This is a genomic window from Streptomyces sp. DH12 (assembly GCF_020873895.1).
Taxonomy (GTDB): Bacteria; Actinomycetota; Actinomycetes; order Streptomycetales; family Streptomycetaceae; genus Streptomyces.
Genome location: NZ_JAHWGT010000064.1, coordinates 1 through 15238, shown reverse-complemented (window position 1 = coordinate 15238; position 15238 = coordinate 1). Strand labels below are relative to the sequence as shown.

The following is a 15238-nucleotide window of genomic DNA, read 5'->3' as shown; positions in this document are numbered from 1 at the left end:
GCCGTGTCGGGGGAGCCCAGGGCCCCCGGGGCGGGCCGGCCCCGGGGAGGCTCAGTCCACGTGGGCGTCGGCCGCCTCGACCTCTTCGCGGGTGACGCCCAGCAGGTACAGCACGGTGTCCAGGAACGGTACGTTCACGGCCGTGTCGGCCGCCTCGCGCACCAGGGGCTTGGCGTTGAAGGCCACGCCGAGGCCCGCCGCGTTCAGCATGTCGAGGTCGTTCGCCCCGTCACCCACCGCCACCGTCTGCGCCAGCGGGACGCCCGCCTCCGCGGCGAACCGGCGCAGCAGCCGCGCCTTGCCCGCCCGGTCCACGATCTCGCCGGTGACCCGGCCGGTCAGCCGGCCGTCCACGATCTCCAGCGTGTTGGCGGAGGCGAAGTCCAGCCCGAGCCGCACCTTCAGGTCGTCCGTGACCTGCGTGAACCCGCCCGACACCACGCCCACCTGGTACCCGAGCCGCTTCAGCGTGCGGATCAGCGTCCGCGCCCCCGGCGTCAGCCGTACCTCGGCCCGCACCTTGTCGACGACCGACTCGTCCAGCCCCTCCAGCAGCGCCACGCGCGCGTGCAGCGACTGCTCGAAGTCCAGCTCGCCGCGCATCGCCGCGGCGGTGATCTCCGCGACCCGGTCCTCGCACCCCGCGTGGGCGGCGAACAGCTCGATGACCTCGTCCTGGATGAGCGTGGAGTCGACGTCCATGACCACCAACCGCTGCGCCCGCCGGTGCAGGCCCGCCGACACCACGGCCACGTCCACGCCGAGCGAGTGCGACTCGGTGGCGAGCACCGTCCGCAGCGGTTCCGTCTCCGTGCCGGACACGGCGAACTCCACCGCCGTCACCGGGTACTTGGCCAGCCGGAACACCCGGTCGATGTTGCCGCCGGTACGGGTGATGGCGGCCGCTATGGCCGCCGTGTTCTCGGCGGTCAGCGGGTTGCCGAGCACGGTCACGTGGGAGCGGCCGTGGCCGCGCGGCCGGTTGTCCCCGGTCCCGGAGATGATCTCCGCCTGGAGCTTCAGCGACTCCGCCCAGCTGTGCACGGTGGCCCGCAGCTCGCCCTCCGTGCTGACGGTCGGCTCGGTGACGAGGGCGCACAGGACGATGCGGCCACGGGTGACGACCTGCTCGATGTCGACGACGTCGACGGCGAACGCGGCGAGGGTGTCGAACAGCCCGGCGGTGATCCCGGGGCGGTCCTTCCCGAAGATCTTGACGAGAAGGGTGGGGACGTCAGAGGTCTGTGATGCGCTCATGGTCCTCCCACCGTATCGGCCCCGCCCCGCCCGAGCCGCCCCCGTCCCGCCCTGCGGACACCGGCGGAAGCCCGCCCGCACTCCCCGGCCCCGGGGGGCCCGACCGCCCCGGCCCCGGGGGCCCGCACTCCCGGCCCCGGGGGCCCGAGCGCCCTCTCGATCCGGACGTCCGACCGCCCCCGCCGATCCGGACGTCCGCCTTCCCGGGGCATCCGGGCACCCGCTCGCCACCCCCGGCTCCGGAGGGCGCCGCTCCGCCGGGACGCGGCGCCCCACCGCGCCCGTCCCGCCACCGGCGGGGGAGTCCAGGATCACACCGGCGCCTCCCGGTGGCCGGATCTCGTCCCTTCCGGGCCCCCTGCGCCGTTCGTCCCCGTCAGGAACCCGGCCTATGCGGCGGCTTGTCCCGTTGTCGGCTCATCGGCGGCGTCCCGGCAGGTTGTGTGGCCATCCGGACGGGTTTCTCCACCCCCGTGCGGTCACGCGCGCACGGCCGGCACGGCCCCGCGCGGGGTCTTCACACCGCCCGACTTTCGGATAGGGGACCGGTCCTGAAATAGTTCCCCCTCGATGATTCGCCACCCCTGCACTCCCAGCGACGGGGGAGCTCGGGGGACAACAACGTGGGGCATGGAGTGCCGGAACTCGTACTGGAACTGAACGGAAGGACCTGGACCCTCGATCCGTCCAGGTCGTACACCCTCGGGCGGGACCCGCAGGGTGACGTGGTGATCGACGACGCCAGGGTCTCGTGGCGGCACGCCACGGTGAGCTGGGGTGGCCGCAGTTGGGTCATCGAGGACCACGGCTCCACGAACGGCACTTACGTGCAGGGGCAGCGGATCCACCAGCTGGAGATCGGCCCGGGTGCCACCGTGCACCTGGGCAACGCCACCGACGGCCCGCGGCTCGACTTCGCCGGGGCGGCCGCGCCCGCCGCGGCGGCGCCCGCCGGCGCGTACGACGCCCGGGCGTCGCAGGCCCCGCAGCAGGCGTGGCCGGGCCGGCAGGCGCCCGCCCCGCAGCAGCACCAGCAGCAGGTACCGCAGCACCAGCCGACGCCGCAGCACCAGCAGCCGCAACAGGCCGGCTGGCAGCAGCAGCCCCAGCAGCAGATCCCGCACCAGCAGGGACCCGCCGCCCACCAGGCACCCGCCGCGCACCAGGGACCGGCGGCCGCCCACCAGGCGCCCTCGGCCCCCGCGTACGGGGACCGCAGCCCCACCACGTTCCACCAGCTGGCCCTGGGCCGGGTCATGCGCATCGGCCGTGCGCTCGAGAACGAACTGGTCGTCTCCGACCTCCAGGTCTCGCGCCACCACGCCGAGTTCACCGCGCACCCCGACGGCCGCTTCGAACTGCGCGACCTCGGCTCGCACAACGGCACGTACGTCAACGGCCAGCCGATCACCAAGTCGGGCACCGTCCTCATCAGCCCTAACGACATCGTGGGCGTCGGTCACTCGACGTTCCGGCTCGTCGGCGACCGCCTCGAGGAGTTCGTCGACACCGGTGAGGTCTCCTTCTCGGCGCGGCACCTCACGGTCACCGTCGACGGCGGCAAGCAGATCCTGAAGGACGTCTCGTTCGGCGTCCCGGAGAAGTCGCTGATCGGCGTCATCGGCCCCTCGGGCTCCGGCAAGTCGACGCTCCTCAAGGCGCTGACCGGCTACCGCCCCGCCGACCAGGGCGACGTCCTGTACGACAACCGCAGCCTCTACAAGCAGTTCGCCGAGCTGCGCCAGCGCATCGGCCTGGTCCCGCAGGACGACATCCTCCACAAGGAGCTGACCGTCCAGAAGGCCCTGCGCTACGCCGCGAAGCTCCGCTTCCCCGGCGACACCGCGACGGCCGAGCGCGAGGCCCGCATCGACGAGGTGCTGCGCGAGCTCAAGCTCGACATCCACAAGGAGAAGAAGGTCACCTCCCTCTCCGGTGGCCAGCGCAAGCGCGTCTCCGTCGCCCTGGAGCTGCTGACCAAGCCGTCCCTGATCTTCCTGGACGAGCCGACCTCCGGCCTCGACCCGGGCATGGACCGCGACGTCATGCAGCTCCTGCGCGGCCTGGCCGACGACGGCCGCACGGTCCTCGTCGTCACGCACTCGGTCGCCGAGCTGGGCCTGTGCGACAAGCTGCTCGTGATGGCGCCCGGCGGCTCCGTGGCCTACTTCGGGCCGCCCGAGGAGGCGCTGAACTTCTTCGGGTACGAGACGTGGGCGGACGTCTTCTCCGCCTTCGAGAACTACCGCGACTACGACTGGGCCGGCCGCTGGAAGGGCTCCCAGCACTACCAGCTGTACGCGGCGGACATCGACGCCGTCGCCGCGCAGCACGTCCAGATGCCGGTGCAGTCCGCCGCCAGGCCGCCCAAGCCGCAGAGCTGGGGCGCCCAGCTGTGGACCCTGATCCGCCGCTACGTCTCGGTGATCGCCTCCGACAAGGGCTTCCTGGGCCTGATGGTGATGCTCCCCGCGGTGCTCGGCGCGGTCTCCGTCGTCATCCCCGCCGACTTCGGCCTCGCCCCGCCCACCCCGCCGTCCCGGTTCAACGGCGACGCGGGCACGATCATGCTGATCCTCGCGGTCGGCATGTGCTTCTCGGGCGCCGCCAACTCCGTCCGAGAGCTGATCAAGGAACGGGTCATCTACGAGCGGGAGCGCGCCACCGGCCTGTCCCGCTCGGCGTACCTGATGTCCAAGGTGATCGTCCTCGGCCTCATCACGGCCTTCCAGGGCGTGATCATCTGCGCGATCGGCTTCACCCCGCGCGAGCTGCCCGCCGAGGGCCTGATCATGCCGCCGGCCGTCGAGCTGTGCGTCGTCGTGATCGCGCTCGGCCTGACCTCGATGATGGTCGGCCTGGTCATCTCGTCGCTGGTGAAGACCGCCGAGAAGACCATGCCGCTGCTGGTCATGTTCGCGATCGTGCAGGTCGTCTTCACCGGCATCCTGTTCAAGGTGTACGGCTCGCCCGGCCTGGAGCAGTTCGCCTGGCTCATGCCGTCCCGCTGGGCCATCGCCGGCGCGGGGTCGACGCTGGACCTGGCACACCTGATGCCGCCGTGGGACCACAAGGACCCGACCAACCTCGACCCGCTGTGGGAGAACACCGCCGGCCAGTGGGGCATGAACCTCGCGGTCCTGCTCGCCATGGCCGTGGCCCTGGGCTTCGTCGTGGCGCGGCTGCTGCGGCGCCACGAGCCGGAGGTCATGCGCAAGTGACCGGCGCCCCGCGCGCCTGAGAGGGCGGCGCCACACGCGCGAAGGGCGGCACCCCGCACGGGGTGCCGCCCTTTCGTCGCGCTGGTCCGGCGCGGCCCGGGGGGCCGCGGCTCAGTAGGCGCTGTTGACGTTGTCCATCGAGCCGTAGCGGTCGGCCGCGTAGTTGCAGGCGGCGACGATGTTGGCGACCGGGTCCCACTGGCTCTTCTTGGTGCCGGGGACGTGGTACGCGTCGAACGTCGGCTTGATGACCTGGAGCAGGCCGATCGACGGGACGCCGTTCTTGGCGTTGATGTCCCAGTTGTTGATCGCGCTCGGGTTGCCGCTGGACTCCCGGATGATGTTGCGGTGGATGCCCTCGTAGGTACCCGGGATGTCGTGCTTCTTCATGATGTGGAGCGCCTCGCGGATCCAGCCGTCGAGGTTGTTCGCGAACACCGGCGTGCGGGCGGCGGCGCGGCTCGCGGCGGCCTTCACGGCGGCGCGCCTCTCCGCCTCGGCCTGGGCCTTCGCCTTGGCCTTCGCGGCGGCGGCGGCCTTCGCCTTCGCCTGGGCCTTCGCCTCGGCCTTGGCCGCGGCGGCGGCCTTCGCCTTGGCGGCGGCCTCGGCCTTCGCCTCGGCCGCGGCCTTCAGCTCGAACGCCGTCTTCTGCCCGGCGATGCCGGCCTGCAGCTCCGCGGTCCGGTAGCCGCTCCAGGCGGCGGCCGGAGCGGCGGCCACCTCCTTGACCTCGGCTTCGGCCGTGGCGTTGCCCGGCACCAGGCTGAGGGAGACGGCTGCGGCGCCGATGACGGCGACGCCGGCAAGGGAGAGCTTCTGGTTCTTCTTGAGACGGCTGAGACCAGGGGTGCTGGACGGGGACATACAGTCGTACCTCTTCGAATCGCGGAAGTCGCACGCCGGGCGGCGTTGCGCCTGGCTCGGCGGGCGACGGCTGCAATTCTTAGCGGCCGCAAAATCGCTAGGCAAAGGTGTGACGTACGACCCCGGATAGTGGATCAGCGGCTGCGGCACGACGCGTCACCGCACCCTATGCACGCTCTCCACCAGCATTGATCCGATCCTTATCCCGGCTACTAGGCGCTCTCGTAAGTGACCTGGGTCCTATGTGCGGGCTCACATCGGTCAGGTGACAAGCTCACCGCCTGTTGCGTCGGCAACGCACCGTGTGAAGCCGTGTCGAGGGGCGCCGACACGGGGCCGGGTCCGGGCCCCGCCCGGGGGCGCCGCGGGCCCTCGCCGCCGCCCCCGGCCGGGTACAAGGACCTAGGCCGGGGGCCGTACGCGCCGCCGTCCACAGGCGGATACGGACGGTCATCCTCCGTGGGTAACGTGAACGCATGACCGATCGACCCCGCTCCGGCCTCGCCGCGGTGAGCACGGCGCTCCTGGAGATGAGCAGGCAGCTGGAGGTCCGCGACGTCCTCAAGACGATCGTGGCCTCCGCCCGCGACCTGCTCGACGCGGAGTACGCCGCCCTGGGCGTCCCGGACGACCACGGCGGCTTCGCCCAGTTCGTGGTGGACGGCGTCAGCGACGACCAGTGGAAGGCGATCGGCCCCCTGCCCCGGCAGCACGGCATCCTCGCCGCGATGCTCCACGACGAGGAGCCGCAGCGCCTCGCCGACGTCCGCGAGGACCCCCGCTTCGAGGGCTGGCCCTCCAGCCACCCCGAGATGTCCGACTTCCTCGGCCTGCCCGTGCGCGACGGGGACGAGACGATCGCCGCCCTCTTCCTCGCCAACAAGCGCTGCCCCGCCCCCGGCGGCGGCTGCGGCTTCACCGCGGAGGACGAGGAGCTCCTCGGCATCCTCGCCCAGCACGCCGCCATCGCCCTGACGAACGCCCGGCTCTACGAGCGCAGCCGCGAGCTCACCATCGCCGAGGAGCGCTCCCGCCTCGCCCACGAGCTGCACGACGCCGTCAGCCAGAAGCTGTTCTCCCTCCGTCTCACCGCCCAGGCCGCCGCCCGCCTCGTCGACCGCGACCCGGCCCGCGCCAAGGGCGAGCTCCAGCAGGTCGCCGCCCTCGCCGCCGAGGCCGCCGACGAGCTGCGGGCCGCCGTCGTCGAGCTGCGCCCGGCCGGCCTCGACGAGGACGGCCTCGTGCACACCCTGCGCACCCACGTACAGGTCCTCGACCGGGCCCACGGCGCCCGCGTCACCTTCGAGGGCGGCGGGCTGCGCGCGCTGCCCGCGGCGCAGGAGGAAGCGCTCCTGCGCGTCGCCCAGGAAGCCCTGCACAACGCCCTGCGCCACTCCGGCGCGGCCGAGGTCGGCGTCCGGCTCGCGCGCCACGGGCCGGGGGCGCGCCTCACCGTCACCGACGACGGCGGGGGCTTCGACCCGCGCGCCGTCCGCCGCGCCGGACGCCACCTCGGACTGGTCTCCATGCGGGACCGGGCGGGCGGCGTCGGCGGCACACTCACCGTGCGCTCGGCACCCGGCGAGGGCACCACGATCGAGATGGAGGTCCCCGGTGGCTGACAAGGACGGCGGCACGGGCCGCCCCGCGGGCAGAGCGGACACCGGCACCGAGGCGGGGCGCGGCCGCGCGATCCGTGTCCTCCTCGTCGACGACCACCAGGTCGTCCGGCGCGGACTGCGCACCTTCCTGGAGGTCCAGGACGACATCGAGGTCGTCGGGGAGGCCGCCGACGGCGCCGAGGGCGTCGCCCGCACGGAGGAGCTGCGCCCGGATGTCGTCCTCATGGACGTGAAGATGCCCGGCACCGACGGCATCGAGGCCCTGCGCCGGCTGCGCGAGCTCGACAACCCGGCCAGGGTCCTGATCGTCACCAGCTTCACCGAGCAGCGCACGGTGGTGCCCGCCCTGCGCGCCGGCGCGGCCGGGTACGTCTACAAGGACGTGGACCCGGACGCCCTCGCCGGCGCCATCCGCTCGGTGCACGCGGGCCACGTGCTGCTCCAGCCGGAGGTGGCCGGCGCCCTGCTCAGCCAGGAGGAGGCGAACGGCGCGTCCGGCAGCGGCCGCAGCGGGAGCCTCACGGAGCGGGAGCGGGAGGTCCTCGGCCTGATCGCCGACGGCCGCTCCAACCGGGAGATCGCCCGCGCGCTCGTCCTCTCCGAGAAGACGGTCAAGACGCACGTGTCGAACATCCTCATGAAGCTCGACCTCGCGGACCGCACCCAGGCCGCCCTCTGGGCCGTCCGCCACGGCCTCACGGACTGACCCGGGGCCGGGCGGGGACGGGGAGGAGACGGGGACGGCAGACCCTCGGGCCAACCACCGGGCCGCCCCGGCCCCGCCGACCACCAACCGCCCCGCCCCGCCCCGCCCCGCCGACCACCGGGGCGGCCCCGGCCTCCGTCAGGGCCGTCCCCGCTCCCGCCCCTCCACATACGCGTTGAACGCGGCCACCTGCGCCCGCCGCGCCACCCGCTCCACCGGTCGCAGCGCCTCCACCCGCGCCGCCATCTCCGACGCGCTCACCGCACCGCCCGGCCCGTGTCCGTACGCGAGCGTCACCAGCAGCGCCACCCGCCGTGCCAGCTCCAGCACCCGCACGGCACGCGGCGGGTACCCCGGCGCCAGCGGCGGCTCGTCCCCCGCGTGCGCCCGCGCCCGGTACGCGTCCAGCGCGGCCTCGGCCACCGGCCCCGACGCCGCCACGTTCAGCCGTGTCAGCGCCACGGTCGCCTCCCGCAGCGCCTCCGCCAGCTCCCGCTCGGCCTCGCCCAGCGACGGCACGTCCGCCGGCGGCGCCTGCCGCACCGGCAGGCAGTGCCACACCACCTCCACGTGCACGTCCCCCGCGGGGCCTGCCTCCGTCACCTCCGGTACGAGCCCGAACCCGGCCCCGTACCCGACGACCGCCTCCTGCGCGTCGAGCGCCCGCGCGTTGAACTCGGGCGGACCGCTCAACCCCAGCGGATGCCCCGGCGCGGGCAGCGCGACCCGCCACCCGGTGACCCCCAGCGACCGCAGCCGGCCCAGCGCCAGCGTCAGCCCGACCGGCCCCGCCTCACCCGGCAGCCCCTCCACACGGTGCCGAGCGTCGTCGCCGACGATCGCGGCCACCGCCTCGTCCGGCGACACCGAACCGGCCAGCAGGGCGTTCCCCCATGCGGCCAACCGTCCTGAACGTGGTTCCCACAGCATGCCCCCCACCCTAGGTACTGGGGCCTCCACCAGTGGCGTAGGTTTTCCCTGGGAACCCGTGCCCGCCGCACCGGCGGCGGACCGCGCGGGCGACGACGACGAAGACTCGACCGCAAGGGGAGACAACGCGCTCATGAGCGATGTACTGGAGCTGGTGGACGTATCCGTGGTCCGCGACGGACGGGCTCTGGTGGACGACGTCTCCTGGTCGGTCAAGGAAGGCGAGCGCTGGGCCATCCTCGGACCGAACGGCGCGGGCAAGACCACCCTCCTGAACGTCGCCTCCACCTACCTCTTCCCCACCCGCGGCACCGCCCGGATCCTCGGCGAGCGGCTCGGCGCGGTCGACGTCTTCGACCTCCGCCCCCGCGTCAGCATGGCCGGCATCGCCATGGCCGAGAAGCTCCCCAAGAGCCAGACCGTCCTGCAGACCGTGCTCACCGCCGCGTACGGCATGACCGCCACCTGGCAGGAGGACTACGACGCCGTCGACGAGGACCGCGCCCGCGCCTTCCTCGACCGCCTCGGCATGTCCGACTTCCTCGACCGGAAGTTCGGCACCCTCTCCGAGGGCGAACGCAAGCGCACCCTCATCGCCCGCGCGCTCATGACCGACCCCGAGCTGCTCCTCCTCGACGAGCCCGCCGCCGGCCTCGACCTCGGCGGCCGCGAGGACCTCGTCCGCCGCCTCGGCCGCCTCGCCCGGGACCCGTACGCCCCCTCCATGATCATGGTGACCCACCACGTCGAGGAGATCCCGCCCGGCTTCACCCACGTCCTGATGATCCGTCAGGGCAAGGTCCTCGCCGCGGGGCCGGTCGAGACCGAGCTCACCTCCCGCAACCTCTCCCGCTGCTTCGGCCTGCCGCTCGTCGTCGAGCACCGCGGCGACCGCTACACCGCCCAGGGCCTGCCTCTCTCCTGACCCCGCCCCGACCGCCCCCCCCCGACGCCCCATCCGCGCCCCTTTCCCGGCGCCCCGTCCGCGCCCCGCTCCCGGCGGCCCGGGCCAACGGCCGTCCCCCGCCGCCCCCTTCGCGCCCTGTCCCCGACAGCCCGCGCGGGCCTACCATGACCACGTGGACATCGACGCATGGGTGTGGTGGCTGATCGCGGCGGTGGGGCTCGGCATCCCGCTCGTCCTCACCGCGATGCCGGAGTTCGGCATGTTCTCCGTCGGAGCGGTGGCGGGCGCCGCCACCGCGGGACTCGGCTTCGGCGTGGTGGCCCAGGTGGTCGTCTTCGTCGCCGTCTCCGTGGCCCTCGTCGCCGTGGTCCGGCCCATCGCGGCCCGGCACCGCGAGGACCGGCCCCAACACGCCAGTGGCATCGACGCGTTGAAGGGCCGTCAAGCCACCGTCCTCGAACGGGTCGACGGCGCCGGCGGCCGCGTGAAGCTCGCCGGCGAGGTCTGGTCCGCCCGCTCCTACGCCCCCGACCAGGTCTTCGACGTCGGGGAACAGGTCGACGTGGTCGACATCGACGGGGCGACGGCACTCGTCATGTGACGAGAAGCCGGCCGAGCACCGGGAACGCCCGGCGCGACAGCCCGCAGTCTGGGAAGATCGATCACCGACATCCATTGGCAGCCGAGGGCACGGGGAGCACGATGCCATCCGTCATCATCGTTCTGATCATCCTGGTGGTGCTCGTCTTCATCGCCCTGATCAAGACGATCCAGGTCATCCCACAGGCCAGCGCCGCCATCGTCGAACGCTTCGGGCGCTACACCCGCACGCTGAACGCGGGCCTCAACATCGTCGTCCCGTTCATCGACACCATCCGCAACCGGATCGACCTCCGCGAGCAGGTCGTCCCCTTCCCGCCCCAGCCGGTCATCACCCAGGACAACCTCGTCGTCAACATCGACACGGTGATCTACTACCAGGTGACCGACGCCCGCGCCGCCACCTACGAGGTCGCCAGCTACATCCAGGCGATCGAGCAGCTCACCGTCACCACGCTGCGCAACATCATCGGCGGCATGGACCTGGAGCGGACCCTCACCTCCCGCGAGGAGATCAACGCCGCCCTCCGCGGCGTCCTGGACGAGGCGACCGGCAAGTGGGGCATCCGCGTCAACCGCGTCGAGCTCAAGGCCATCGAACCGCCCACCTCCATCCAGGACTCGATGGAGAAGCAGATGCGCGCCGACCGTGACAAGCGGGCCGCGATCCTCACCGCCGAGGGCATCCGCCAGTCGCAGATCCTGACCGCCGAGGGCGAGAAGCAGTCCGCGATCCTGCGCGCCGAGGGCGAGGCGAAGGCCGCCGCCCTGCGCGCCGAAGGCGAGGCCCAGGCCGTCCGCACGGTCTTCGAGGCCATCCACGCCGGAGACCCCGACCAGAAGCTGCTCTCCTACCAGTACCTCCAGATGCTCCCGAAGATCGCCGAGGGCGACGCCAACAAGCTCTGGATCGTGCCCAGCGAGATCGGCGACGCCCTCAAGGGCCTCTCCGGCGCCTTCGGCAACCTCGGCAACGGCGCCCCCGGCTTCAACACCGGCAAGGACACCCGCCGGGACGACCACCCGACCGACTGACCCCGACCGGCCCACCCCGCTCGACGACGCCCCCGCCCGACACGAGCCGGCCCGACGCGAGCCCACCCGCGGGACCCGGCTCGACGGGACCCCCGGTCGACTCACACCCCCGCCCTCGTGCATGATCGGTTCACTCACCACCGATCCCGCACGGGGGCACAGTGACGATCTGGGAAATGCTCGCCGTCTTCGCGGCGGGGATCGGCGCCGGCACCATCAACACCATCGTCGGCTCGGGGACGCTCATCACCTTCCCCGTCCTGCTGGCGACCGGCCTGCCCCCCGTCACCGCCACCGTCTCCAACGCCCTCGGCCTCATCCCCGGCTCCATCAGCGGAGCCATCGGCTACCGGGCCGAACTCGCCGGCCAGCGCCCCCGCGTCCTGCGCCTGGCCGTCGCCGCCGCCATCGGCGGCCTGTGCGGCGCGGTCCTCCTCACGCTGCTCCCCTCCACCGCGTTCGAGACGATCGTCCCCGTCCTCGTCGCCCTGGCCCTGGTCCTCGTCGTCCTGCAACCCCGCATCACCCGGGCCGTGCAGCGCCGCCGCGACCGCGACGGCCGCACCACCACCCCCGGCGACCGCGGCGGCCCCCTCCTCTTCGCCGGACTGCTCCTCGCCAGCGTCTACGGCGGCTACTTCACCGCCGCCCAGGGGATCGTCTACCTCTCCCTCATGGGCATCCTGCTCGACGACACCCTCCAGCGCCTCAACGCCGCCAAGAACGTCCTCGCCGCCGTCGTCAACTCCGTCGCGGCTCTCTTCTTCGTCTTCGCCGCCCACTTCGACTGGACCGCCGTCGCCCTCATCGCCGTGGGCTCCACCATCGGCGGCCAGCTCGGCGCGCGGATAGGCCGCAGACTCCCCCCGCGGGTGCTGCGGGTCCTGATCGTCGTCATCGGCAGCGCGGCGATCCTCCAGCTCCTCACCCGATGACCAACGGCCCGCCCCCGGCACGAGCCGGGGACGGGCCGCCGCCCACCCACATGCGTCAGGCCGCCGCCGGAGCCCACCGGTCCGTCAGCCACTGCGGCAGCTCCGAGCGCTCACCCGCCCGCAGCGCCAGCAGCATCGCGTCCGCCGGAGTCGGCACGAACGGCTGGAACAGCAGCGGCATCCCCGCCTCCTCCGGAGTCCGGTCCGCCTTGCGGTGGTTGTCCTCCGCGCACGACGCGACCGTGTTCAGCCAGCTGTCCGCACCCCCCTGCGACCGCGGCAGCACGTGGTCCACGGTCGACGCCCGCCGCCCGCAGTAGGCGCACCGGTGCTGGTCCCGCGCCAACACCCCCCGCCGCGACCACGGCGCGTGTCTTCGGAACGGCACCCGGACGTACCGGCACAACCTGATCACCCGCGGCACCGGGAGCTCCACCGCGGCCGCGCGCACCCGCAACCCGGGATGGGCGTGCTCGACGACCGCCTTGCCCTGCAACACCAGCACGACGGCCCGGTGCAGCGACACCGTCGACAGCGGCTCGAAGCTCGCGTTGAGAACCAGCGTGTCCCGCATGTCCGCCCACCTCCGTGTGCCGGCCGTCCCCCTGACGTGCCTGGACCAACTGTGGCGGGGCCGCACCGGACGGGACAACGCAATATCCGGAAGCAGAAAATGCCCGCTCCCGGCCTCGTACGGGCCAGGAGCGGGCGAACGGCAGGCGAACGTTCAGCTCTCCGCGGGTGTCTCGTACTCCCCGATCAGCTGCGCACGCGCCAGGGTGTGGAACCGCAGGTTGAACCCGACCACCGCGGGCGAAGCCCCGTCGTCCGGCCCCAGCTTCTCCGTGTCGACGGCGTACACGGTGAACACGTACCGGTGCGGGCCGTCACCGGGAGGCGGCGCCGCACCGCCGAAGTCCTTCGACCCGTAGTCGTTGCGGACGTGCACCGCACCCTCGGGCAGCCCCTCGAAGCCACCGCTCCCCGCACCGGCGGGCAGCTCCGTCACCGACGCCGGGACGTCGAACAGCACCCAGTGCCAGAAGCCGCTGCCGGTCGGCGCGTCCGGGTCGAAGCACGTCACGGCGAAGCTCTTCGTCTCCGCCGGGAAGCCCTCCCACCGCAGGTGCGGCGAGGTGTTCCCCTTCGCGTACACCTGCCCGTCCGCCAGTACGGCCCCCGGCGCCACATCGTCGCTCACCACGGTGAAGGACGGCACCCGCGGGTGGAAGTCGTGGGGGAGCGGCGCCCTCTTCGCTTCGGTCACGTCAGAACCTCCGATTCGCATGATCCTCGGTCGGGGAACCGAGCCTAGAGCCAGTTGCGGCGCCCACCGACGTCGGCGAGCCACTGGTTCAGGTACGCGGTCCAGTCGGTGGACCGGAAGTCGTCGAGCCCGACCACGAAGGAGCGGAACGAGTCGCTGCCCTCGCTGAACAGCCCCGCCTTCTTGTCCATCTCCAGGACGACGTCCATCTCGCGCCCGTCGGCGACGAACGTCAGCTCCACCTGGTTGAGCCCCCGGTACTGCTGCGGGGGCAGGAACTCGATCTCCTGGTAGAACGGCAGCCGCTGCCGCGTCCCCCGAATGTGCCCGCGCTCCATGTCGGCGCTCTTGAACCGGAACCCGAGCTGCACGAAGGCGTCGAGGATCGCCTGCTGGGCCGGCAGCGGATGCACGTTGACCGGGTCCAGGTCCGAGGAGTCGACGGCCCGCGCGATGGCCAGCTCGGTGGTCACCCCGATGTGCATCCCGTGCAGCTGCTGCCCGGAGATGCACGTCACCGGCGTCTCCCAGGGGATCTCCAGGCCGAACGGCACGACGTGCACGGCCCCGGCCTGCACGGTGAAGGCCCCGCCGAGCTGCACCTTGGTGAACTCGATGTCCTGCTTCACCTCCTGCTCGCCGCCCTCGACCTCGACCCGCGCCTGAAGCCCGAGGGACAGGCCCTGGATGTCCTGCGGCACCGAACCGCCCTCGATGCGCACCTCGCCCTGGACGACGCCACCGGGCAGCACGTTCGCCTCGGTCAGCACCGTCTCGACGTTCGCGCCACCCGCGCCCAGACTCGCGAGCATCTTCTTGAAACCCATGTCCCACTCCCTTGTCGGTCTGCGTCACGTACGCCTACGCGCGGAAGACGGTAGCCGGTTCCGCACGCCACCCCGGTACGCTCGTACAACATGATCGAAAGCCCCGACCGTACGCCGCTGCCCCGGGAGTTCTTCGACCGCCCCGTGCTGGAGGTGGCCCGCGACCTGCTGGGCCGGACCCTGGTGCGCCGGACGGACGACGGCCCCATCGAAGTGCGCCTCACGGAAGTCGAGGCGTACGCCGGGGAGATCGACCCCGGCTCCCACGCCTACCGGGGCCGCACGGCGAGGAACGCCGTGATGTTCGGCCCGCCGGGTCACGCGTACGTGTACTTCACCTACGGGATGTGGCACTGCCTGAACCTGGTGTGCTGCCCCGAGGGCACCGCGAGCGGGGTCCTGCTCCGCGCCGGCGAGATCGGCACCGGCCGGCACCTCGCCCGGAGGCACCGCCCCACGGCCCGCCACGACCGGGAGCTGGCCAAGGGCCCGGCCCGCCTCGCCACCGCTCTGGACGTGGACCGCACCCTGGACGGCACGGACGCCTGCGCGGGCGCGGACTCCCCGCTGTCGGTGCTGGCCGGGAGCCCGGTCACCCCCGAACAGGTCTGCAGCGGCCCGCGCACCGGCGTCGGCGGGGAAGGGGCCGCCCACCCGTGGCGCTTCTGGATCGACGGGGACCCGACGGTCAGCCCCTACCGCGCGCACGCGCCGCGCAAGCGGAGGACTTGACGCGGGGCGGGCAACCGCCTAATGTCGATGAAGCCATGGAGCCGGGGCACGCTGTAGCAGCACCCCTGGCGCGGCCAACCCACTACTGAACGATCACCCCGGACGGGGTCCATTTCGGTTTTCCGAAAGGCATCCCTAAGGGCTCGATTATGAGCACCGCGGGAGATCGGCTAACGTAGCGGCAGCCGAAAGGCAAAAGGCCCCCGACGGCCATCGGAAACAGAATCCGGACCGGAAACGGAACGGAAAACGGATCTGATAGAGTCGGAATCGCCGGAAAGGGAAACGCGAAAGCGGAGAACGGCCCGGCAGCCCGCTCCAGCGGGTGGCAGAGA

At 72.5% G+C, this 15238-nt stretch carries 15 protein-coding genes; 8 read left to right on the top strand and 7 right to left on the bottom strand.

From position 1 onward, the window contains the following. Positions 1 to 51 precede the first annotated feature (51 nt). On the bottom strand, positions 52 to 1257 hold the full coding sequence (serB, locus tag LPA54_RS32255; protein ID WP_228984333.1) for a phosphoserine phosphatase SerB: 1206 nt from the start codon (positions 1255 to 1257) through the stop codon (positions 52 to 54). 635 nt (positions 1258 to 1892) lie between these two features. Between serB and LPA54_RS32250 the strand changes: the two genes are divergently transcribed. Continuing rightward, on the top strand, positions 1893 to 4478 hold the full coding sequence (locus LPA54_RS32250) for an FHA domain-containing protein (protein WP_228984332.1): 2586 nt from the start codon (positions 1893 to 1895) through the stop codon (positions 4476 to 4478). 111 nt (positions 4479 to 4589) lie between these two features. Here the strand turns inward: LPA54_RS32250 and LPA54_RS32245 are convergent, their stop codons facing one another. Then, positions 4590 to 5342 carry a transglycosylase SLT domain-containing protein gene (locus LPA54_RS32245; RefSeq protein WP_228984331.1) on the bottom strand — a complete coding sequence of 251 codons (753 nt, stop codon included), beginning with the start codon at positions 5340 to 5342 and terminating at the stop codon, positions 4590 to 4592. A gap of 476 nt (positions 5343 to 5818) precedes the next feature. On the opposite strand from LPA54_RS32245, the gene LPA54_RS32240 reads away from it, so the two are divergent. Continuing rightward, positions 5819 to 6964 carry a GAF domain-containing sensor histidine kinase gene (locus LPA54_RS32240; protein ID WP_228984330.1) on the top strand — a complete coding sequence of 382 codons (1146 nt, stop codon included), beginning with the start codon at positions 5819 to 5821 and terminating at the stop codon, positions 6962 to 6964. A 70-nt stretch (positions 6965 to 7034) separates the two neighbouring features. After that, positions 7035 to 7670: a response regulator transcription factor gene (locus LPA54_RS32235; RefSeq protein WP_228984334.1), complete on the top strand. Its 636-nt coding sequence runs from the start codon at positions 7035 to 7037 to the stop codon at positions 7668 to 7670. Between the two features lie 138 nt (positions 7671 to 7808). On the opposite strand, the gene LPA54_RS32230 is transcribed toward LPA54_RS32235, so the two are convergent. Then, a complete protein-coding gene (locus LPA54_RS32230) occupies positions 7809 to 8600 on the bottom strand; it encodes a hypothetical protein (protein WP_228984329.1) in 792 nt (263 codons plus the stop codon). A 133-nt stretch (positions 8601 to 8733) separates the two neighbouring features. Between LPA54_RS32230 and LPA54_RS32225 the strand changes: the two genes are divergently transcribed. From LPA54_RS32225 to LPA54_RS32210, 4 genes are all read left to right on the top strand, one after another. Further along, positions 8734 to 9525: an ABC transporter ATP-binding protein gene (locus LPA54_RS32225; protein WP_228984328.1), complete on the top strand. Its 792-nt coding sequence runs from the start codon at positions 8734 to 8736 to the stop codon at positions 9523 to 9525. A gap of 154 nt (positions 9526 to 9679) precedes the next feature. Further along, a complete protein-coding gene (locus LPA54_RS32220) occupies positions 9680 to 10108 on the top strand; it encodes an NfeD family protein (RefSeq protein ID WP_228984327.1) in 429 nt (142 codons plus the stop codon). 101 nt (positions 10109 to 10209) lie between these two features. Then, positions 10210 to 11142 (top strand): SPFH domain-containing protein, encoded by a 933-nt coding sequence (locus LPA54_RS32215; RefSeq protein WP_228984326.1) that lies wholly within the window; start codon positions 10210 to 10212, stop codon positions 11140 to 11142. Between the two features lie 161 nt (positions 11143 to 11303). Beyond that, positions 11304 to 12077, top strand: a complete 774-nt coding sequence (locus LPA54_RS32210) for a sulfite exporter TauE/SafE family protein (protein ID WP_228984325.1) — start codon at positions 11304 to 11306, stop codon at positions 12075 to 12077. 55 nt (positions 12078 to 12132) lie between these two features. On the opposite strand, the gene LPA54_RS32205 is transcribed toward LPA54_RS32210, so the two are convergent. The 3 genes from LPA54_RS32205 to LPA54_RS32195 all read right to left on the bottom strand — a co-directional run bounded on the left by LPA54_RS32205 (position 12133) and on the right by LPA54_RS32195 (position 14171). Then, positions 12133 to 12651, bottom strand: coding sequence for an HNH endonuclease (locus LPA54_RS32205; protein WP_228984324.1), 519 nt, complete (start codon positions 12649 to 12651; stop codon positions 12133 to 12135). 153 nt (positions 12652 to 12804) lie between these two features. Then, positions 12805 to 13344 carry a YbhB/YbcL family Raf kinase inhibitor-like protein gene (locus LPA54_RS32200; protein ID WP_228984323.1) on the bottom strand — a complete coding sequence of 180 codons (540 nt, stop codon included), beginning with the start codon at positions 13342 to 13344 and terminating at the stop codon, positions 12805 to 12807. A gap of 44 nt (positions 13345 to 13388) precedes the next feature. Then, positions 13389 to 14171 (bottom strand): sporulation protein, encoded by a 783-nt coding sequence (locus tag LPA54_RS32195; protein WP_228984322.1) that lies wholly within the window; start codon positions 14169 to 14171, stop codon positions 13389 to 13391. A gap of 90 nt (positions 14172 to 14261) precedes the next feature. Here LPA54_RS32195 and LPA54_RS32190 point away from each other — a divergent pair, with 90 nt between their 5' ends. Then, entirely contained in the window at positions 14262 to 14903 is a 642-nt protein-coding gene (locus tag LPA54_RS32190; protein ID WP_228984321.1) for a DNA-3-methyladenine glycosylase, read from the top strand. Between the two features lie 82 nt (positions 14904 to 14985). On the opposite strand, the gene LPA54_RS32185 is transcribed toward LPA54_RS32190, so the two are convergent. Beyond that, positions 14986 to 15238: hypothetical protein (locus tag LPA54_RS32185; RefSeq protein WP_228984320.1), on the bottom strand; the 253-nt coding region annotated here is incomplete at its 5' end.